The sequence below is a fragment of the Bradyrhizobium sp. Ec3.3 genome, assembly GCF_000472925.1.
Taxonomy (GTDB): domain Bacteria; phylum Pseudomonadota; class Alphaproteobacteria; order Rhizobiales; family Xanthobacteraceae; genus Bradyrhizobium.
Genome location: NZ_AXAS01000019.1, coordinates 1 through 19,338 on the forward strand (window position 1 = coordinate 1; position 19,338 = coordinate 19,338).

Annotated in this window: 22 protein-coding genes and 3 pseudogenes; 15 read left to right on the forward strand and 10 right to left on the reverse strand. The window is 59.2% G+C overall.

Annotation, left to right across the window (positions count from 1 at the left end):
- The 3 genes and pseudogenes from YUU_RS60845 to YUU_RS0120585 form a co-directional block, all read right to left on the reverse strand.
- Positions 1-213: pseudogene (locus YUU_RS60845) on the reverse strand (IS110 family transposase); the annotation flags it as partial.
- A pseudogene (locus YUU_RS61265) lies at positions 144-506 on the reverse strand (hypothetical protein); the annotation flags it as partial. The pseudogenes YUU_RS61265 and YUU_RS60845, both read right to left, overlap by 70 nt.
- Before the next feature lie 381 nt (positions 507-887).
- Positions 888-1,274: a hypothetical protein gene (locus YUU_RS0120585; RefSeq protein WP_027524099.1), complete on the reverse strand. Its 387-nt coding sequence runs from the start codon at positions 1,272-1,274 to the stop codon at positions 888-890.
- Between the two features lie 141 nt (positions 1,275-1,415).
- On the opposite strand from YUU_RS0120585, the gene YUU_RS0120590 reads away from it, so the two are divergent.
- Positions 1,416-1,739 carry a hypothetical protein gene (locus YUU_RS0120590; protein ID WP_156944415.1) on the forward strand — a complete coding sequence of 108 codons (324 nt, stop codon included), beginning with the start codon at positions 1,416-1,418 and terminating at the stop codon, positions 1,737-1,739.
- Positions 1,740-1,749: 10 nt separating this feature from the next.
- Here YUU_RS0120590 and YUU_RS0120595 read toward each other — a convergent pair whose 3' ends face one another.
- Positions 1,750-2,040: a hypothetical protein gene (locus YUU_RS0120595; RefSeq protein ID WP_027524101.1), complete on the reverse strand. Its 291-nt coding sequence runs from the start codon at positions 2,038-2,040 to the stop codon at positions 1,750-1,752.
- A gap of 191 nt (positions 2,041-2,231) precedes the next feature.
- On the opposite strand from YUU_RS0120595, the gene YUU_RS58765 reads away from it, so the two are divergent.
- Positions 2,232-2,573: a hypothetical protein gene (locus YUU_RS58765; protein ID WP_156944416.1), complete on the forward strand. Its 342-nt coding sequence runs from the start codon at positions 2,232-2,234 to the stop codon at positions 2,571-2,573.
- 112 nt (positions 2,574-2,685) lie between these two features.
- Here YUU_RS58765 and YUU_RS0120605 read toward each other — a convergent pair whose 3' ends face one another.
- Both YUU_RS0120605 and YUU_RS58770 read right to left on the reverse strand, forming a co-directional pair.
- Positions 2,686-2,952 carry a hypothetical protein gene (locus tag YUU_RS0120605; RefSeq protein WP_027524102.1) on the reverse strand — a complete coding sequence of 89 codons (267 nt, stop codon included), beginning with the start codon at positions 2,950-2,952 and terminating at the stop codon, positions 2,686-2,688.
- A complete protein-coding gene (locus YUU_RS58770) occupies positions 2,949-3,182 on the reverse strand; it encodes a hypothetical protein (RefSeq protein WP_156944417.1) in 234 nt (77 codons plus the stop codon). Before YUU_RS58770 ends, YUU_RS0120605 begins: the two co-directional genes overlap by 4 nt.
- 91 nt (positions 3,183-3,273) lie before the next feature.
- On the opposite strand from YUU_RS58770, the gene YUU_RS58775 reads away from it, so the two are divergent.
- The 6 genes from YUU_RS58775 to YUU_RS56470 all read left to right on the forward strand — a co-directional run bounded on the left by YUU_RS58775 (position 3,274) and on the right by YUU_RS56470 (position 7,051).
- On the forward strand, positions 3,274-3,555 hold the full coding sequence (locus YUU_RS58775) for a hypothetical protein (protein ID WP_027524103.1): 282 nt from the start codon (positions 3,274-3,276) through the stop codon (positions 3,553-3,555).
- A 528-nt stretch (positions 3,556-4,083) separates the two neighbouring features.
- The gene (locus YUU_RS0120620) at positions 4,084-4,410 is read left to right on the forward strand and encodes a hypothetical protein (protein WP_027524104.1); all 327 of its coding nucleotides are present in this window, start codon (positions 4,084-4,086) and stop codon (positions 4,408-4,410) included.
- Between the two features lie 18 nt (positions 4,411-4,428).
- The gene (locus tag YUU_RS0120625; protein ID WP_156944418.1) at positions 4,429-5,025 is read left to right on the forward strand and encodes a hypothetical protein; all 597 of its coding nucleotides are present in this window, start codon (positions 4,429-4,431) and stop codon (positions 5,023-5,025) included.
- A gap of 76 nt (positions 5,026-5,101) precedes the next feature.
- The gene (locus tag YUU_RS0120630) at positions 5,102-5,596 is read left to right on the forward strand and encodes a hypothetical protein (protein ID WP_156944419.1); all 495 of its coding nucleotides are present in this window, start codon (positions 5,102-5,104) and stop codon (positions 5,594-5,596) included.
- A complete protein-coding gene (locus YUU_RS0120635) occupies positions 5,596-5,814 on the forward strand; it encodes a hypothetical protein (RefSeq protein WP_035662897.1) in 219 nt (72 codons plus the stop codon). The genes YUU_RS0120630 and YUU_RS0120635 overlap by 1 nt, the downstream gene beginning before the upstream one ends.
- Positions 5,815-6,853: 1,039 nt before the next feature.
- The gene (locus YUU_RS56470) at positions 6,854-7,051 is read left to right on the forward strand and encodes a hypothetical protein (protein WP_084801491.1); all 198 of its coding nucleotides are present in this window, start codon (positions 6,854-6,856) and stop codon (positions 7,049-7,051) included.
- Between the two features lie 34 nt (positions 7,052-7,085).
- On the opposite strand, the gene YUU_RS0120655 is transcribed toward YUU_RS56470, so the two are convergent.
- Entirely contained in the window at positions 7,086-7,322 is a 237-nt protein-coding gene (locus tag YUU_RS0120655) for a ribbon-helix-helix domain-containing protein (RefSeq protein ID WP_027524110.1), read from the reverse strand.
- A 595-nt stretch (positions 7,323-7,917) separates the two neighbouring features.
- Here YUU_RS0120655 and YUU_RS0120665 point away from each other — a divergent pair.
- Entirely contained in the window at positions 7,918-8,097 is a 180-nt protein-coding gene (locus tag YUU_RS0120665; RefSeq protein ID WP_027524111.1) for a hypothetical protein, read from the forward strand.
- A 72-nt stretch (positions 8,098-8,169) separates the two neighbouring features.
- Entirely contained in the window at positions 8,170-8,334 is a 165-nt protein-coding gene (locus tag YUU_RS58780; protein ID WP_156944420.1) for a hypothetical protein, read from the forward strand.
- A gap of 650 nt (positions 8,335-8,984) precedes the next feature.
- Here YUU_RS58780 and YUU_RS58785 read toward each other — a convergent pair.
- Entirely contained in the window at positions 8,985-9,272 is a 288-nt protein-coding gene (locus YUU_RS58785) for a hypothetical protein (RefSeq protein ID WP_156944421.1), read from the reverse strand.
- A gap of 18 nt (positions 9,273-9,290) precedes the next feature.
- Entirely contained in the window at positions 9,291-12,761 is a 3,471-nt protein-coding gene (locus YUU_RS55160) for a tetratricopeptide repeat protein (RefSeq protein WP_245288060.1), read from the reverse strand.
- Between YUU_RS55160 and YUU_RS61275 the strand changes: the two genes are divergently transcribed.
- Entirely contained in the window at positions 12,738-13,454 is a 717-nt protein-coding gene (locus YUU_RS61275; RefSeq protein ID WP_245288061.1) for a hypothetical protein, read from the forward strand. The genes YUU_RS55160 and YUU_RS61275 overlap by 24 nt on opposite strands.
- Here the strand turns inward: YUU_RS61275 and YUU_RS62725 are convergent.
- Positions 13,371-13,577: pseudogene (locus YUU_RS62725) on the reverse strand (tetratricopeptide repeat protein); the annotation flags it as partial. The gene YUU_RS61275 and the pseudogene YUU_RS62725 overlap by 84 nt on opposite strands.
- Here YUU_RS62725 and YUU_RS61280 point away from each other — a divergent pair.
- The 4 genes from YUU_RS61280 (at position 13,482) to YUU_RS0120695 (ending at position 19,293) form a co-directional block, all read left to right on the forward strand.
- The gene (locus YUU_RS61280; protein ID WP_027524112.1) at positions 13,482-13,808 is read left to right on the forward strand and encodes a hypothetical protein; all 327 of its coding nucleotides are present in this window, start codon (positions 13,482-13,484) and stop codon (positions 13,806-13,808) included. The pseudogene YUU_RS62725 and the gene YUU_RS61280 sit on opposite strands and share 96 nt — an antisense overlap.
- A gap of 433 nt (positions 13,809-14,241) precedes the next feature.
- On the forward strand, positions 14,242-14,565 hold the full coding sequence (locus YUU_RS51280; protein ID WP_051389817.1) for an antibiotic biosynthesis monooxygenase: 324 nt from the start codon (positions 14,242-14,244) through the stop codon (positions 14,563-14,565).
- Positions 14,566-14,855: 290 nt separating this feature from the next.
- Positions 14,856-16,454: an FAD-binding oxidoreductase gene (locus YUU_RS0120690; RefSeq protein ID WP_027524113.1), complete on the forward strand. Its 1,599-nt coding sequence runs from the start codon at positions 14,856-14,858 to the stop codon at positions 16,452-16,454.
- A 565-nt stretch (positions 16,455-17,019) separates the two neighbouring features.
- A complete protein-coding gene (locus YUU_RS0120695; protein ID WP_371260496.1) occupies positions 17,020-19,293 on the forward strand; it encodes a TonB-dependent receptor in 2,274 nt (757 codons plus the stop codon).
- The last annotated feature ends 45 nt before the right edge of the window (positions 19,294-19,338 follow it).

Consider the following 19,338-nt stretch of genomic DNA (forward strand, 5'->3'; position numbering starts at 1 on the left):
ATGCCCGGCCTGGTCAGCCTCCTTGCGCCAACGATGCAAGAGCTTCAACAGCGACTCCGCATCCGCATCGAGCCTTTTGAGCGGCTGGCGTTTGATGCCAGGAACAACCGCGGCTGCCAACCACTTCGATTGAGCCATCTCGATTACGGCGATGATCGTGCTATCCTGCTCGAGGGCGGTGAGGGATCTGCTCGCCTCAAAAGGTTGCGACATGTGGCGCTCCTTTGGTGTCTTTGGACAGAGCGCCGAGCGTGCCACAAACCCTCGCCGTCCGCCCCGCCCCATAGCATCTTGATCCAAAACTTTTGGCGTCCTCCGCGGTACGGCCGATCGCGGTGCTTCGAGACGAGACCCTCAAGGCCCATGCGGCAGGCTGCCCGGAAGAGATCCGGCCCGATCTCCCCGCGCTCGAAAGGCGCCACGGTGATGCCGTCGGGCCGGCGCGCCAATAGTCGCTCCAGGTTCGTCTTGCGCAAACGAAGCGGCAGATCTCGCAAATCGTCTCCAAACGGTCAGAGCCAGCGCGCCTGCGAGGCGGATGTGAAGACTTTGAGGAGGATCCAAGGCGTGAGCAGAAAAAAAAGGAGCATCGCGCTACCTCGCTTTACCGGCCATGTTCATCACCCATACCTGAGTCGCGAGGTTAGAAGGGACGAGGCCAAAAAAGAGAGGCAAGTGGTGCCCGAAAGGCACAATTTTTCCGCAAGGCAGGGTCGCCCAGCTCGATCAATTCAAGGCCAAGGGATCATAGAAGCAATCGCTGGCGGCGCATGCAATGATCACCCCCAAGGATACATTTGCAGAGACGCATCGCCCTTCTCCCTTGAGACAAGGCTAGGCACCCCTTCAGGTTTCGACCCGGCAAGTTTGCAAGCCAAGGGAGTTTCTCACAAACAGGCAGGCGTGCGGCAATAGAGCCGAATTGCGGGTCTCAGAACTCCCGCAGCGGCAGCAACGCCAATCGGCCGGCCGGTGAAGCGCTCGATGAACTCCCGCACCGGATCGGTGACCTCGTGCCCTTCGGCGACCCACCGCTCCAGCTCCCGGGCTACATCCTCGGTGGCATCGCGCGACCAGCCCTCCAGCGGATTGAAGGCGACGACACGTAAGGGGTGGTCATACTGGCCATTAAGGAGGTCATTGATCAGGATCAGGTAGTCGGTCCGGTCTTCGTCCGTCTCCCGCCACGCTGGGCCGCCGCTGAAATCCTCCAGCACCAGGTACATGTCCCGGTCGAGCCGATCGGTTGGGATGATCGAGGGAGCCTTACGCATACGCCACTCCACTGCCGTTGAGAGCTCATCGTGGGTTTACTTCCGCCTCTAAGAATGACCCCCGGCATTGCCGACGGCTGAAGCGGTAACAACAAAGGCCCTCCGGTTCACGCTGGCGGGCCTTCATTACGGCAGTTGCGGTTGCCGTCCGCGCCGAAGCGTCGAGTCGAGCACGCATTCCGCCATTTTGATCCTTTCACTGTGGGCCTGTCGGCATTCTTCCCGAATTTGTTTGATCTGGTTGTGGTCGTGGCGCAAATCAACGGCCGCGTAGACAACCACGAGACAAAGAACCACGAATGCCGCGATAGCAATCTTCCTCATGGCAGGCCCTCACTCCAGAACCTCATACTCGAACGCTACACCTTCAGGGTCGTTCTCCTCGAACCATTTTTCTGCGGCGTCGACGTTGGCGAAGACCTTGATGTGGTCGGCATCGCCTACCGCTTGGCCGTGTTGACATAGATGAAGACGGTCATTGATCCCTCTTCAGTTTGCGCCGGCCCCAATGCGGTTCTTTTCTCTTCGGATTGAACGCGTAATGCCGGTTCAAGGCGCGCATGATGCCGATCCGGGCGAGCATCGTCGGGCCGCCTTGCTCTGCCACCAGGATCAGCGCTTCCATGGCAGCCTGCCACGCCGGCGCGTCGTGCACGGCCTTGGGCAGCGCGGCGAAGTACTTGCCGGCATCGCGCAGCGTGACCAGCTTGCGCCTGCCAACTTCTATCGGATCATCGAAAGGCCGCCCCCAGCCTCGATCGGTCATTGGCTATGCTTCATTGGCCGCCTTCCTTCAGCAGCCGCACATAGGTGCCGTTCTCGTGCAGCTTGTTTCCAACCTCAGTGTCAGAATCTGTCGCCTTTGTCATGCGAACGCCCCGGATGATCTAGGCCCCCCGAGTGTTGGTGTTTCTTGCAAGGCAAGCCGAGCAAGAACGAAGAACCAGGAGATCACAAATGATCAGGCCCGTGATCAATTTCGTGGTGCTAGGCGTGTTTCTAACGGCGCTGCTGCTCATTCTGCTCGTACTCGCTCAGGTCTTTGCCCAGGGCATGGGTGGTGGAGGCATGGGTGGTGGTGCGGGAACTGGTGCCGGCAGTGCTGGTGGTGGCATCGGTGGCGGTGCAGGTTCGGGTGGCGGCTTTGGCGGGGGATATTATGATTCGCCTGGTCCAGGCGGTACAGGAGCTATCGCTGGTCATCGTTCGGGCTGGGGTTTTTCAAACCAACAGCCAGGCTCGTCTTACGCGAGGAGCTTGGGTGCGAAAGCGACCAAAAAGCACAGGAAGGCTATGTAACTCTACTCGGCCGTCCGGCAATTCTATCGGATCGTCAAACTTGCCGCGCCAGCCGGTTTCGCGCTTTGCCATTTCCGCCGCCCCAGAGCATCGAATGCGGCGGACCACCCCATCAGCGCGACAGCAGGGCTTCGCCGCCCTTGAGGAGCCTCACATATGTCCCGGATTCATGCAGCTCGAGCCAGCCACGCTCGACCGCTAGCTTGATGCCGGCGCCGAACTCCTCGCCGCTGGCCTTCAGGCTGTAGAGAAATGGCGCGTTGATCTTCTCGATATGGATACGGCCGTCCTGGACGGCTTCGATGCTGGAGGCGAGCTCGACCAGCTTGCGCGCTGCGATATCGGGATTGGAGAAGGGTCGGGCCGGGACGAATTTCATTTTGAAGTTGTCCCCTTTTCCGGAAGCCAAAGATGCAAAGCCAGCGATGCTAGACCGCCGACCAGTCCTCCAAGGATCGGCCACGGAAAGGAGTCCACTGGATAAGTGATCCAGTAGTAAAAACCCAGGCTCACGCCAACAAGGCCCGAGTGCAGAAAACCGAACACTAGACCTATTACCGCCCCCAACAAGGTTGTCACGACGATCGCCATTAGTCGTTTCAGGCTCATCGCTGTTCCTCAACCTCCATGTGCGCCGCCAGCACGTGCCGCTCCGGCGCGGACAGAGCCTCATCGGTAACCCATCGCAGAGATCGTTGGCTTGTTCCAATTGAAAGTCCGGGCGGATGTCCGCACCGCGGCGCCCGCAGACGCTGCAGGTAAAGCGCGGTTCGACATCGGACAGGCGCACCTCGTCGGGCCAGCGATCGGCGCTCAAGGCCACGTTGTGGCTGCAACGATAGTCGGCGCAATAAACCAGGACGCCGCGCACGCCCATGTCGCGCATGTCGCCGAAGGTAATCTTGATCGGGCGGTGACCGGGCGGTGTGCAGTTCTCACGTCGGACAGGCTTGCGCATTCCGCCATCAAAACGCCGACGTAAGCACCTCGCAAATTATCTATTCCTCTTGGCTCAGATCGGCCGCGAGCTACTGCACATCGTGGCCCTTGCCGGCTCTGTCTGGGTCGCCTTGGCGAGAGGTACCAGAGCTAGCACAGCGAAACGGACTTGTCGGCGATCCCGGCAGGAAAGTAGGACTCCTACCCATCAACGGCTCGCAGTCCCAAAAAGGAAACCTTCCCGCCCGCCCGGAAGCATTCCCGGCCCGCCCCCTGAAGGCTCAAAAAAAGCAAATCATTGGCAGACAACAACAAGACTTTCTGCCTAGTGCCTCCTTAAGTTGCAATGTTGGCCCGCAACCGGGTGATGGTGTTGGGATCTTGCATCTCGCGCGCAAATCAAACGAATAGCTTTTGTCACCGACCCGCGCTGCCGCCGCGCTGCAGTTCACGTGCTTGGACACAGCCAACGAAGCGGCGCAACTGGTCCGGGGTCGCGTTGCCCACTACGTCGATTGGTTTCCCGCGCGCGCGAAGTTTCAGGACTCGTAACTCAAACATAAACAGGAAAATGGCTAACTCTGTAAAGTTCATTCGCCGCCTGGCGAAGAATATCGACAGGACTCCCAAGGACAAAGGGCTAGAACTGACGATCAAGGTTGTGATGTATGACAACGGCATGGTTTCGGTGAATGGCGCGGGCTTCCGCGATGGAAGGCTCTACGTCAACCCCATGCTTGGAGCGAGTCGCCAGATTTTGCAGTTGCTCGAAGAGCTCGCGCTGCAGGCTGCAAAGCGCACCGGCAAACGCGCCGCTATCACACGCCGACGCAATCGAAACTATCCGGCTAACAGCCGACGCGCTAGCAAAGCGGCACGGACTCGTGCCACCGCGTGAAGTGGCAGGACTCATAACATGAAGAGTGGACATATCGGTGGACTGTGTGTGCTTGGCCTGTTGGCCTACGGCGGATTTAAAGACGGCGGGCACACCATACCAACACCAAAGCAAATCAGCACTGCGGCCACGCCTGATTGGCGAGCTGATCATTGGCGAGTCGATGCCGAGAAGGCAGAACGCGAAGCCAAGGAGGGCGAAGCTATTGGCATCAAGAGGCCGATGAAGCCGGTCGAGAAGGCCGCCACTCCAGAGCCGACGTGCAAGCGCGGCAATTGGCGCGCATGCGAAGACAACGCCGCCGTGATTGCGTCATGGAAGGGCGACGATCTCGGCAACGGTTGTCGCGCTGCCTATGAGGCGCAACCCGCGACGTTCTCAATCCTTGGCCGATGGCAGCGCGTGCCGTTCCCCATCTTCGGGCACGAAACGACCACGGCTTTGCACTCGGCACCGACCGGCGTCATCGTCACAGACTACTTTGCCGACTACTCGTCGAAGATGGCACCCATTGGCGTCGATTTCGAGGTCGACACCACCATGCACATCATCTGCACTTACGATCTCGAAAAGGATCGAGTTGCGGATTTAAAAGTCACCGTTAGCAAGCGGTGACATCGGTTGAAGCTGTCAACCGTGTGGCGCATGTGGCCACACAATGAAGTCTCAAGGGGCACAACAGGGAACTAAATTGAAAAAGCTACTTACAATCGCTGGCCTCGTGCTCGCAATGACGGCGTCGGCTCATGCCGATCCACTTGACTTCCACGATAACCGACTCGCTCCGGGCAAGTGGCTCACGATTCATACCCGAACCAATCCGGACAACCGTGATCTTTATGGCTGCTACGAATGTAAGAACGCGGTCGAGGCCGAGAGCCTTCGCGGGTACAACTATTGGGATGGCAGAGACGAAGTTGCCGAGTACGTTCGGCAGCACGATCTCGACCATACCATCCATGATGATCGGGATTACTGGAAGGATACCTGCATGAGTCTTGCTTCATACCCTGTTGGCGGTGACATAAAATACAAAATCGCCGACGTTAAATTCTATCGCAACATCCAGTTCATCTGCCTTGAGCCTGAGATCCACAACATTGACGTTGGAAGTCCCAACGACAAAAGACGAGAGCCCGAGAAGAACGCCAGCCCTGATCGGCCAATCTGCTTCTGGACGACTTAATGAGCATTCAAATGAAAAATTGTGTGACGGTGAACGCATACGGAAGGCAACTAGATCAGCTACGCGGAGAGGCATCCCGCATTTCAAGAGGTAACAAGGCGGACTGGTGGATCGAGCGTGGTGACAAAGGAACGCATTTTTGCTTCGAGGACGCCGAGACAACAAAGGTGTTCGCCTCGATCTGCGAAAACCTCGCTATTCCGTATAGGGAAGCCTGATGGTCCGCTGTCACAGTTCGGGGCTCTTTGATCCAACCGCGCGAGGACACTGCCACCGCGGCCGAGTATGGTCGTGGGTGTGAAAAGCGTTGCGAGGTTGCGCTGCGTCGGCTGCGGTCAGCGGCTCTAGTAAGCGCGCGGAATGAAAGAGGCCGCCAACTGAGGCGACCTTTCTTATTCAGCGAGCGTCACAAAAAGCAGCCAGCCGATCACCACCATCATCCACGCTAGCGCAAAGATAAAATAGAAGCTATCGCGCCTCACGGTCGTGCCCGCCAGCCAGCTACACACCAAGTTCTTCTGGAGGGTAGGGCGTCACGCTGACGCTGTCCTGACAACCGCTGATCAATCTCAAGTGAACCGGACGGACAATGAACAAGCGAATTAGGACACTGCCGGATTCAACTTAGGCCACTAGGGGTTAAAACAGGCCAGTGTCCTGTGAGGGTGCCGCCGGAATCCCCCGGCGGCTCATTGCTCGTTGTCATCCTCCCGACCGCGGCGCCAACCATGGTCCCAACGTGGACCGCAATAGCCATAGCTATGGCGGTACCGATAACGCTCTCGCCACTCGTCGCCATCATCATAGCGTCAGGGCGGTGAAAGGGGGGGAACGCAAAATCCCTGCCTTGATGGCCAGATTGGCCAAAAAAGGCTAGATATCATGGGATTAGAGCTGCGCGCAAACGAGCCGATTCGCTTCAAAAGCCGCGATTGAGAGCGGTGCGCTGAGCGTGTCGCCAAAACGACAAAGGCCCGCCGGTGCGGGCCTTTCGGGGCACCGAAGAGCACCAAGCTTACTCAACTGGAAACGGGCGCCCACGACGACTTTGTCGGTCTTCTGAGCAATCATTTCATTAATCCGAATTACTGAAAATCTTGGGTTCCAAAAGCCAGCGGATAATACCTTCAATCGTAATCATCCGCAACTTACGGTGCATATGACCGAAAATGCGCGCGTTCCGAGAATGGAACTCGCCGAACGTCTGCGCTTCCAAAGCGTTTTAGGGTGGAGCGAATTTCATGACGGGAGGAGATCGTGAAACGCCTTCGGTTCAAACCGGACAAAGCGCTGGGAGAACGTCTGATCAAGGAAGCCCGGCTAGCAAGAGAAAAGGCAAAGCAACTACCACCGGGCAAGGAACGTGAAGGCCTATTGAGGAAAGCCCACGAGGCCGACATCATCGCCCGTATTGATGAATGGTTAAATTCGCCAGGTCTTAAACCACCCATCTAGAGATCGAGGCCCGCCGGTTCACACTGGCGGGCCTTCATTCTTGCCGGAGTGCCGCGGCGCGGCTCTTGAAGTATTCGAGGACGAAGATGCGTATCGCGGACGATAGATTATCTTGCCGGCGGTTGCGGTCGATCTCAGCAACCAGATCCGACAGCGTCATGTCGCGCCGGCTGGCGATCTCCTTTAGGCTCGTCCAGAATGCCTCTTCCAGGCTGACACTGGTCTTGTGGCCGCCGATGACAATGGATCGCTTCACGACGGGGGATTTCACGCTTCCTCGCGACCTATGGGTACTCCCGCCCGGGTCAGTCCGATCCTGCAAACGAGAACGGCTCCGGCGCGCGAGGCTGGAGACACACCAGAGCCGTCCCTCCCTATGCGCACCGCCGCGCGCAAATCCATCGTACCGCCAAAGAGCGGCAAAGGGATGCGCGCACTCGGAGTAGCCCAGAAGCTCCGTCGGTACTTGACGCCGAGACTCGCTGGCGGCCCTATCTCACGAGCCTGTACCTCCTCGCCGGCTTCCGTCGCGGTCCCGTGCCGGACTGGGCCGGCCTCGGTTCAAGGCTCGCATAATGCCAATGCGAGCGAGCATCGACGGTCCACCTTTCTCCGCTACCAGGATCAGCGCTTCCGTCGCGGCTTGCCACTCCGGCGCGTCGTGCACGGCCTTGGGGAGCTTCGCGATGTACTGACCGGCATCGCGCGGGGTGACCAGCTTGCGGCCGTCCACCTTGATTGGGGCGTCGAAAGGCCGTCCCCAGCTTCGATCAGTCATTTCAGCCCAGGCCCCCCCGAGTTGTCACCTGAGCGTAGAATTCACCTAGTTGAATGCGCCCCCGGCTCGCTTAGGACATTATTCCCCCATGCAAGCCGTAGAGATGCGAGCGAGAGCCATAAAGTGCGCGGAACTGGCCAAGAAGGCCAACCCGATCACGCGGTACTTCTACATCCAAGCCGCTCAGCAATGGCACCACATGGCCGCGCAACTGGAACTGTTGGAGCGCGAGCGGGTGTATCGGATCATTCGGGACCGTCCGGAATAATTTAGCAGTCTCCATTCGAGGAACCAGAATTTTGAACGTGCATTAATTGCTCGTCGGACGCGGGATAAGCCCATGACTGACAGGCAAAAAGAACGGATTGAACACCAGGTCGGCTCGATGCTTGAACGGCTGTCTCGGGGGAACGATTACACGCGTGAACTGGTGGAGCACTCAAAGGAACAAATCAGGCGCTCCCTGAAACTTCTCAAGCGCTCCGAGGACCCCAAAGACGAGTAGGGCCGCCTCCATTGGTCGAAAGCGGTCCGCGCCGTGCCAGACACTGCGCAACTTCACGAGACGGTCTATGATCGGCTCGCGATGAAATCGGTGCGCAACTAGCAACTACACGAGTTTCGGTCCGTACAGGCCCGCCGCTCTGCCAAAAATCATCGAAAGGCGAAAGCGTTCTTCGAACCGTCCTCGACGGAGAAGGGTCCCCGCACCGGCGAAAGCTCTCAAGATCAAACGCAAACGTCTGGGCCAACTGCGACTTGAGCAAACAACAGCTAGGCCCAGGTGCCCGAGTCGGTGAATCACGAGTTAATTTTCCGGCAAATTTCGGCGCTTGCCGATCCCCCGACTCAGTCTATGACGCTTTCGTCGCACGAAAAAAGCGGGTGCACGGATGCAAAATTCGAACGACGTCGCGAGCAACGGGATACTTCGGGAGCGCGTCCTGTCCTTGCTCATCGTGGGAGCCAGCGTGTTGGGCGGAAGCGCTGTTTTGCTAATACAGGCGCTACCGCCAATACTTCATGGTTTTCCGTAGGGTCAGAAACGACTTTCGAGCGGCAGCGAGACAACTTTGAGCCGCGCAGAAGTGTCCAATAAAACGTCCAACAAAGCGTCCAACAAGATAATTAGCCATTCGTTGTAAGTAATTGATTTTACAAAGGAACGTCGTCAGAAATATTTGCGTCGGAGCGCTTCACCCGCTCCATCGCAATTTCCCCTTTAGATACATGAGCTTGTCGTGCATCTCCGGGGTGAATCTGGCTCGGATTTGTTCGATTTCCTACAATTGCCGTACAACGCAAGATGCTTCTGGTGCCTTCCGAAGGCGACCCATGGTCTTTGACTTCAAGGTCTATTACAGGAAGGTTGCAGTTCGCCGCTTCCACATCGGTCAGGCGGACGACCGCCGCCGCTCGATTTCGCCGGATCAGGCGGGTCAACTCGGCTCAGTTCGATTTTCACTCGGCGGGCAGGAGCAAAGTCGGCTCTTGCCTTGGCCGCCATGCGGAAACCAGACCCTCCAGCTCGCGGCGAATGTTGTCCACGACGCTGGCCCAGTCGCCTCTCTTTGGCTGCCTGAAGAGCCTCATTGACTGATACCACGGGCTGTCGTCGCGGTTGAGCATCCAGCGCCAATCCGGGCTGAATGGCACCATCGTCCAGACGGGAATGCCCAGCGCGCCGGTGAGGTGAATGACGCTGGTGTCGACCGAGATCACCAGATCGAGACAGGAAACCAGCGCCGCTGTGTCGGTGAAATCCTTGATCTGGTCCGTCAGATCGATGATGTCAGGACGTTCGCTTAGGAAGGCCCGGTCCTGATCCCGGATGCCTTTTTGCAGGCTGACGAACTGGACGTCGCAATCCAGGAGAGGCGCAAGCGTGCGCAGTGCCATCGATCGGTTGTGATCGTTCTTGTGATCCGGATTCCCTGACCAGACAAGACCGACGCGGAAGCGATTGCGGGGGCCAAGTCGGTCTTCAAGCCGGTCTTCCCACGTCTTGACGCGCGCCGCCGGGGACGCAGGAAGGTACCGCTCCGCGAACGGGATCGTATCGAGCCGCGTCCTGAACGCCAGCGGCAGGCTTCCAAGAGCACAGTGCAGGTCGAACTCAAGCCACGTTCCGGACAGGTCGGCGACACAGGTTGCGATTCCGGGGATACCACTCAAGAGCTTCTGGATTGGAGGCTGGACCGCCAGGATGACTCGAGCCCCGAGCGCGGCCACCATGGGCACATAGCGCGCGAACTGGATTGAGTCGCCCAATCCCTCGTCGCAATAAAGTAGTATACTCTTGCCTTCGATCGGCTGGTCACCAAGCCAGGCGGGGCTGGAAAAACCGCGCGTGATGGCGCCAAGAGACGCACGGGCCTCGCGTCCCGGCCAGCCCCGCTCCAAATCTCCGGTCAGCAGCTGAAGCAGCGCGAAATTGAAAATCGTCAGCGCACGGTCTGGTTCGATCGCCAGGGATCTGTCGAGGGTCGCGAAGGCTTCATCCAGCAATTGCAGTTCCAACAATATCCATGCCTTGTTGGAAAGCGCTTCGGTAAAATCCGGCCGAAGTTCGAGCGCGCGATCGATGCTCGCTAGTGCCTGCTCCGCCCGGCCCAATTTCGACTGGAGTGTGCCAAGGTTGCTGTGCGTTTCCGCCAGGCCGGGGTCGAGCGCAATGGACTTCTTGTAGTCGGCCTCCGCTTCCTCGAGCCGGTTCGCCTCCTGGAGGCACATGCCGCGTGTTTGATACAGAGCCGCGGAATTTGGATTCAGTTTCTCGGCCGCGTTGAAGCATTCCAGGGCTTCCACATACCGGCCGAGTTCGAGCAGCAGCCTGCCGCAGTTAATCGCTGCCTCCAGATATTGCGGATAGAGCTTCAGCGCCCGCTGGAAATGCAGCACAGCCTCGTCCATGCGCCCGAGTTGCCAGTGCTGATAGCCGAGGGAATTCGAGAGGAGCGCGTCCTGTGGTATGGAGGACAACGCCTTGCTCTGGTGCTGCCGTGCGTCCGGCCGCCATGCGGAAACCAGTTCCTCCAGTTCGCGGCGAACGCAGTCCACGACGCTGGCCCAGTCGCCTCGCTTTGGCTGCCTGAAGAGCCTCATTGATCGATACCACGGACTGTCGTCGCGGTTGAGCAGCCAGCGCCAATCCGGGTTGAAAGGCAACATCGTCCAGACAGGAGCGCCCATCGCGCCGGCAAGGTGAACGACGCTGGTGTCGACCGAGATCACCAGATCGAGGCAGCAAACCAGCGCCGCCGTATCGCTGAAATCCGCGAGCTGTTCCGTCAGGTCGACGATATCAGGACGTTCGCCGAGGAAGGCCCGGTCCTGATCCCGAACGCCTTTTTGCAGGCTGACGAACTGGACGTCGCAATCCAGCAGAGGAGCAAGCGCGTGCAGTGCCATCGATCGATTGTGATCGTTCTTGTGATCCGGATTCCCCGACCAGACGAGACCGACGCGGAAGCGATTGCGGGGGCCAAGCCGGTCTTCAAGCCGGTCTTCCCACGTCTTGACGCACCCCGCCGGAGGCGCAGGAAGGTACGGCTCAGCGAATGGGATCGTATCGAGCCGCGTCCCGAACGCCAGCGGCAGGCTTCCAAGAGGACAGTGCAGGTCGAACGCCAGCGACGTTGTAGACGATCGGACGGTACACGTTGCGACGCCGGGCACCCCAGCCAGGAGCCGCTGGATCGGAGGCTGGACCTCCAGGATGACTTGAGCCCCGAGCGCGGCCACCATGGGCACGTAGCGCGCAAACTGAACCGAGTCGCCCAATCCCTCGTCAGCATGAAGCAATATGGTCTTGCCTTCGATCGGCTGGTCACCAAGCCAAAGGGGGCGGGAAAAACTGTGACCGGCGAGGCCCAGAGACGACGCTTTCCAACGAGCTTCGCGTCCCAACCAGCCCCGCTCAAAGTCTCCGGTCAGCAGCTGAAGCAGCGCGAAATTGAAAATCGTCGGCGCACGGTCTGGTTCGATCGCCAGGGATCTGTGAAACGTCGCGAAGGCTTCATCCAGCAATTGCAGATCCAACAATATCCATGCCTTGTTGGAAAGCGCTGCGGCAAAATCCGGACGAAGTTCGAGCGCGCGATCGATGCTCGCCAGTGCCTGCTCCGTCCGGCCAAGTCTCGAATGAAGCAAGCCGAGGTTGTTGTGCGTCTCCGGCAGGCCGGAGTCCAGTGCGATGGACTTCTCGTAGTCGGCCTGCGCTTCCTCGAACCGGTTCGCGTCCTGGAGGCAAACGCCGCGCATTTGATACAGAACTGCGGAATTTGGATTCAGTTTCTCGGCCGCGTTGAAGCATTCCAGGGCTTCCGCATGCCGGCCGAGATCAAGCAGCAGCTTGCCGCAATTGTTCGCTGCCTCCAGATATTGCGGATAGAGCTTCAGCGCCCGCTGGAAATGCAGCACAGCCTCGTCCATGCGCCCGAGTTGCCAGTGCTGATAGCCGAGGGAATTCGAGAGGAGCGCATCCTGTGGTGCGGGGGAGGAGGCCTTGCTCTGGTGCTGCCGTGTGTCCGGCCGCCACGCGGAAACCAGGCCCTCGAGTTCGAGGCGAACGCAGTCCACGACGCTGGCCCAGTCACCTCTCTTTGGTTGCCTGAACAGCTTCATGGACGAATACCACGGACTGTCGTCGCGGTTGAGCAGCCAGCGCCAATCCGGGTTGAAAGGCAACATCGTCCAGACGGGGACGCCCAGCGCGCCGGCAAGGTGAACGACGCTGGTGTCGACCGAGATCACCAGATCGAGACAGGAAACCAGCGCCGCTGTGTCGGTGAAATCCTTGATCTGGTCCGTCAGGTCGACGATGTCAGGACGTTCGCCGAGGACGGCCTGATCCTGATCCCGGACGCCTTTTTGCAGGCTGACGAACTGGACGTCGCAATCCAGGAGATGCGCAAGCGTGCGCAGTGCCATCGATCGATTGTGATCGTTCTTGTGATCCGGATTCCCCGACCAGACGAGACCGACGCGGAAGCGATTGCGGGGGCCAAGCCGGCCTTCCCAAGCCTTCACGCGCGCCGCCGGAGGCGCAGGAAGGTACGGATCCGCGAACGGCATCGTATCGAGCCGCGTCCCGAACGCCAGCGGCAGGCTTCCAAGAGGACAGTGCAGGTCGAACGACAGCGACGTCGAAGACGTTCGGTCGATACATGTTGCGACTCCAGTGATGCCACCCAAGAGCTTCTGGATCGGAGGCTGGACCTCCAGGATGACTTGAGCCCCGAGCGCGGCCACGATGGGCACATAGCGCGCAAACTGGATTGCATCGCCCAATCCCTCGTCGGCATAAAGCAATATGGTCATGCCTTCGAGCGGCTGATCACGAAGCCAAAGGGGTTGGGGAAAGCCGCGACCGGCGAGGCCGAGAGACGATGCTTTCCAACGGGCCTCGCGTCCCAACCAGCCCCGCTCAAAGTCTCCGGTCAGCAGCTGAAGCAGCGCGAGATTCCAGATCGTGTCCGCATTGTGCGGGTCGACCGCCAGCGATTTGCGAAAGGCTGCAAAAGCTTCATCCAGCAATTGCAGGCTCCACAACGCCCGTGCCTTTTCGTTCAGCGCTGCGGAAAAATTCGGACGAAGTTCGAGCGCGCGATCGATGCTCGCTAATGCCTGCTCCATCCGGCCAAATCTCGAATGAAGCGTGCTGAGGTTCTTGTGGGTCTCAGCCTCGCAAGGGTTCAGCGCAATGGACCTCTCGAAGTCGGCCTGCGCTTCCTCGAACCGGCCCAACCGTTGGAGGCAAAGGCCGCGCGTTTGATACAGAGGTGCGATATTTGGATTGAGCCTATCGAATTCGTTGAAGCATTCCAGGGCTTCGGCATACCGGCCGAGATCAAACAGCAATTTGCCCTGTTTCGCGGCCTCCAAACTTCGTTTCGCGGCCTCCAAATTTTGCGGAGCGACCTTTTGGGATTGTTTGGCCGTGGCCCGGCGCTCTTGACGATTCATAAGCTTACCTGAAAAAGGTGGACAACGTCAGATTGCTCGCCGACTCTCTGTCATGCGGGAAGGGGGCGTCCGTCGCACTTGCCTTCTCGTTTCGTCAGTTCGCGTTCAGCTAATGCTGGTGGAGTCCACCGAGCGCGACCGTAGCATCCCATCGAGATCGTTTATGGTGCGAAGCTGGCGCGAAGCTGGCGCGGCCCGCCGCGCTTCTGGCGGGAGATGAAGACGGGCCGCGGGTCGTCCTATCAATGGGCTCCAGCTGATCGAGCTATGCGTTGCTGCTCCTCGAACAATGCCCGTGGCCGCATGCGATGGTCCTCTATGGATTGCGATGATGCGCGATTTGAACTGTTACCGTGTTCGGAAGTTCAATCCTTCGAATGAGCACCACTGGAAGCGGAGGAAGCTCAAGAGGGGAACCTGAGCCCAGTTGAGAAGGACGGGTTTCATGACCCATATTCAAACAGGCAATCAGATCGTTACCCAGATCACCGTAGTCGAAGCCGATCCGGGAAAGCAGGATGAGGCACTCTCGCTGATGACCGATCGAGCACGATTCATGGCGCGCCAGCCGGGCTTTGTCTCAATCAGCTTACATCGAAGCCTCGACGGCCGGCGCATCGTCAACTACATCCAATGGCAAAACCGCCAACTCCTGCAGTCCGCACACCAATCACCGGACTTTCGCAAGGCGTGGGGTAAGTTTGATGACCTGACCGACGAAATCGATCCCCATCTGTATGAAGTCGTTCAAGTTCTGGATGCCCGCTGAGTTTTTTGCATTGGCATCGAGATCCTGCATGGAAGCTTGACGATTGCTTTCGAGCGTAGGGACGGTTCACAGGCCCAAGTTTGCACCCTAAGCAAATCGGCATTTGTTGAAGTAGTGCGGGCAGCGGTTTGACCCGACGCTGAGACGAAGCCTCGTCATCGGCGTGCTCTTTCACGTTCTGCCTTGGAAGCGTATTGTTGCGATCGAGCGAGGTCGCCTTGAGCGGCCCCGTGGTTCAGAAGTTTCTCTTCGATCTCAGAAACTCTCGAAAAGAACCGGGAGGACCCCTCATGGATGACGCAAGGCTGAAATATTACGGGTGGGGCCGCGAAGGAGAAGGCATGAGCGCAGAGGAGCGAAAGTTTGTTCTCGGCCGCTATCATGCGAAATTTGGAACTGGCGAGTTCGATACGATCGCAGTCCCGCGCCTTGAAGACCTCTCGCTGCGGGAGCCGCGCGTGCTGCCGCCTGCTTCGCTGTCCCCCTTCTGTACGGCGGAACGCTACGATCGCGCCGCGCATACCTATGGCAAGTCATATCCGGATTATGTCAGAGCGATGCTCGGCAACTACGATTGTGCGCCCGACGTCGTGGCCTATCCACGTAATGAGGCGGAGATTGCGGCCGTGATGGACTGGGCAGGTTCTGTCGGCGCTTCGCTGACGCCTTTCGGGGGCGGATCCAGTGTCTGCGGCGGAGTCGAGCCGCGCGTTGACGGCATCAAGCATAAAGCTGCCGTTACCCTCGACCTGCGCAATCTCGCTAAAGTCGTCGAAGTGGATCCGGTATCTCGCGCGGCATTGATTGAAGCCGGCACCTATGGCCCATCTTTGGAAAAGCAGCTCAAGCCCAACGGCTTCACGTTGCGGCACTTCCCGCAAAGCTTTGAATATTCGACTCTCGGCGGCTGGATTGCGACACGATCGGGCGGCCATTTCGCCAGCCTTCACACTCACATCGACGATTTCGTCGAAAGCCTGCGCGTCGTGACGCCAGCTGGTGTGGTCGAAACGCGCCGGCTTCCCGGGTCGGGTGCGGGTCCCAGTCCCGACCGCATGTTCATTGGCTCGGAAGGAATTTTGGGTGTGATTTCGCGCGCCTGGATGCGATTGCAGCCCCGTCCCAAATTCCGCGCCGGCGCATCCGTTCGTTTTCCGTCGTTCTTCGATGCCGCGCGCGCCGTGCGTGCAGTCGCGCAAGCGGGCCTCTATCCATCAAATTGCCGGATCCTGGACCCGCAGGAGGCCTTCAACACCGGTGCAGCCGATGGGAGCGTTGCCATCATGGTGCTCGCGTTCGAATCGGGCGATCATCCGATGGACGCCTGGATGGCGCGCGCGCTGGAATGCTGCACCGACCATCGGGGAACGCCGGAGCCGGCAAAGGCGAGCGGCGCGCATCTGGAAGGTGCGGCGGGCATCTGGCGCAACGCATTCATTCGGATGCCCTATGCGCGCGAATTTCTAGCGCCCGCAGGCCTTATCAACGATACGTTCGAGACTGCCATCACCTGGGATCAGTTCGAAGGCTTTCACGACAACGTCAAAGGGGCGACCGAGCGCGCCATTCTTGAAGCAACTGGCGTCAAGGGTGAAGTCACTTGCCGTTTCACCCACCTCTACCCGGACGGGCCTGCACCCTATTTCACCTTCCATGCTCTTGGTCGCCACGGCGGACTTCTCGAGCAGTGGCAGGCCATCAAGAACGCGGCAAGCGACGCGCTGATCGCGGCAGGTGGCACAATCACCCATCATCATGCCGTCGGCCGCGATCACAGGCCGTGGTACGACCGGCAACGGCCGGAACTTTTCGCAGCCGCATTGCGGGCAGCCAAGCGGGAACTGGATCCGCAGTGCATACTCAACCCGGGCGTCCTGATTGATCCGTAGTCGCTATTGGCGGAAGCACAAAGTCGGCGGCCCATCGAACCACCGCGAGAGCTCATGACGTTCCCTTTGATTGGCACGTCTTGTGCTGCGGCACGGCGTCGCAATGAGAGCGACAGGAGCGAAATGGTGACGCGCAACGGTCAGTCCATGACGAGATCCAGAGCGTTGCTGCGTCTAGGAAAGCATGGCCGCTGACGCGAGTCGACCTTCCAAAGTTTCAACAACGCTGATTTGGAATCTTCCAAAGCAGCTTTGGAAGTTTTCCAAACATGGTGACGACTCGAGTCGTCGATGATCGAGACATTCTAAGTCGCTGCGCGCGCATTTGCGTTGCGGTCACGATAACGTCTCTCTAAAGAGGCGATGCAGACGCAGCAATCGGACGTTGCAGATCGATGGAAGGCAACCAAGTCCGGAGTTCGAGTCTGCGGATGAGTTGATTCACGAGCTACATGTATCGGCCGGGCACGGACGCGGAGAGCGGATCTTCGGTCCATGGTCGGTGCTGGCCGAGCGCGGCGTCAGCTCGCGTGGCGACGTGCTGCTAATGAGGGACTTTCTGGAAATGCGACGTGCAGGTGAAGTTCGGGTGGCAGTTCGCTTCGGTGCGAAACTGCTAAGTGGGGTGGCGTTGCTAGGCTGGTTGGAATCGCCCGCTCGATCTCAAACAGCGCAGGACGCCAACTCCCTTCCACCCGTTACGGTCGACGCTCCGACGCAGCAGTCGGTCCGTCGCGCACCAGCCAAGCGAAGTGCTGTCCGGGTCCAGTCAACGTCACGCCGCGCTGCGGTGGCTGGTGCTCCGCACCCCGAGGGGCAACCGAAGCCATCGCAATCCGGTGTGGTGCCCGCCTTTGCAGGCGGCCAGGTCGCTCAAGGCGGGCGGCTCGGACTGCTCGGCAACACCGACACGATGAAGGCGCCGTTCAACGTGACGAGCTACACGGACAAGTTCATCCGTGATCAACAGGCAACGACGGCTGCGGGTGCCTTGATCCTGGATCCTTCCGTGCGAAGTACCCATCCAACAGGTGGCCTGCTCGATTCCTTCTACATTCGTGGCTTCCCGGTCAACGAAGGCAACAACGGTGAGTTCGCCTTCGAGGGGCTCTACGGGATCGCGCCGAGCTACCGCATCTTCACGGACTACGTCGAGCGCATTGAGGTGCTCAAGGGTCCCTCAGCCGCGCTGTCGGGCATTGCGCCCAATGGCGGCGTCGGCGGCGTCATCAACGTTGTGCCAAAGCGCGCAGGAGAGGATTTGACTCGCTTCGCCGTGGACTATGGCTCGGCCTCACGGTTCGGTGGTCACTGGGATGTTGCCAGGCGATACGGCGACAGCAAGGAATGGGGCGTGCGGGCCAGCGGCAGCCTGCGCGACGGCGATACGCCCATTGATCGGCAATCTGAAGCGACGGGCGTCGGATCGCTGGCCCTCGACTATAAGGGCGAACGGTTCAGATCTTGGCTCTACCTCATCGCCCAGACCGATCGCTTCGACGCTCCGTCACGTCCCTTTCTCATGGCTTCCGGCCTGCAAGTGCCAAAGGCGCCGGATGGTCGACTGAACGTGACGCAGCCCTGGGAATGGTCGCGCATCAACGATCAATCTGCCCTGCTGCGAAACGAATACGATCTAAGCGATCAAGTGACGCTGTTCGCCGACGTCGGCGGATCGCGAACCAACGTCGAGCGATTCTTTGGTCTCCCGACGATCGTCAACACGAGCGGTGACACGACCTCGATGCCCCAATTCTTCGGTCTCAGCATTGATCGAACCACATATGACGGCGGCGTCCGCGCCCGCTTCGATACCGGCTTCATCCATCATGCCGTCGCCTTCCAGGCCTCGGTCTATCATGATGCACTGTACCGGCGGTTGACCAATGGCACTCTGGTCGCCTCGAATATCTATAATCCGACAGTGGCGCCTACTCAGTTCGCAAACGAGGTCAGCGGGCGCCCTCGGCTTTCGGACAGTGAACTCACGGGGCTCTCGATTGCTGACACCCTGTCCGTGCTCGATGAACGCGTGCTGTTGACTTTGGGTGTGCGGCGCCAGGGCATCGAGGCGAACAACTATCTCTCCAATGTCGGAACTCTCACGTCGTCGTACGACAAGAGCGCGACCACGCCTGTGGTCGGTCTCGTCATCCGGCCGCGGGACAACGTCTCTCTGTACGCGAACTACATTGAAGGTCTAAGTCGGGGTGACGTTGCGCCCCAGACCGCTTCCAATTTCGGCGAAGTGCTTGCACCGTACATCGCCAAGCAGTACGAGGCCGGCATCAAGGTGGACTTCGGCCGGTTCGCAACCACCTTCAGCGCATTCGAGATATCGAAGGCGAGCGGTGAGTTGTCCGCCGGGCGTTTCGCGGCGACCGCCGAACAGCAAGTCCGAGGGCTCGAGTTCAACGTATATGGCGAACTCATGCCTGATGTTCGGCTCCTCGGGGGCGTTTCGTTGCTGGATGGCACCCTTACGAAGACAGCCGTTGCGGCAAATGTTGGCAACACGCCAATCGGGGTTCCCAACGTACAGGCCAATGTTGGAGCCGAATGGGATCTCCCGTGGATGAGGGGGCTCACTTTGAATGGCGCAGTCATTTACACGGGCAAGCAGTTCATCGATAGCGCGAACAAGCAGTCGATCCCGGATTGGACGCGGCTCGATCTCGGCGCCCGCTACACGACGGCGATCAACGGCAGGAAGACGGTTTTCCGCGCGAACGTTCAGAATGTGACCGGCGCGACCTATTGGTCCGGCGTGGCTTCATTCGGAACATTTTTCCTGGGAGCACCGCGCACGTATCTCCTCTCAATGACCGTCGACATGTAATCGCCGCTCCTGCCGCTGGGTAGGGCGCTTTATGAACCGATCCTG